Here is a 262-nt window from a genome sequence, read left to right on the forward strand (position 1 = left end):
CGGCAATGGCGGCGTTCATTTTCTCCTCATTCTCCGGGTCCAAAAAAGCGGTGGCCTCATCCAGTACCACGATAGGAGCGTCCTTCAAGATCGCCCGGGCCAGTGCGATCCGCTGTCGCTCCCCGCCGGAAAGCCCTTTGCCGCCATCGCCGGCCATGGTATAGATTCCTTTTTCCAGCCGTTTCAGAAATTCTCCGCATTGAGCCCGTTCCGCCGCCGCCAGCACCTCCTCGTCGGTGGCACCGGGTCTTCCCAGCCGGAT

The 262-nt window shown here is 61.5% G+C and carries 1 protein-coding gene; it reads right to left on the reverse strand.

Annotation, left to right across the window (positions count from 1 at the left end):
- The coding region (locus tag H6B10_RS16280) for an ATP-binding cassette domain-containing protein (protein ID WP_204652452.1) at positions 1-262 on the reverse strand (262 nt) is incomplete at both ends.

It is taken from the genome of Gemmiger formicilis (assembly GCF_016901605.1).
In the GTDB taxonomy this organism is placed as follows: domain Bacteria; phylum Bacillota; class Clostridia; order Oscillospirales; family Ruminococcaceae; genus Gemmiger; species Gemmiger formicilis_B.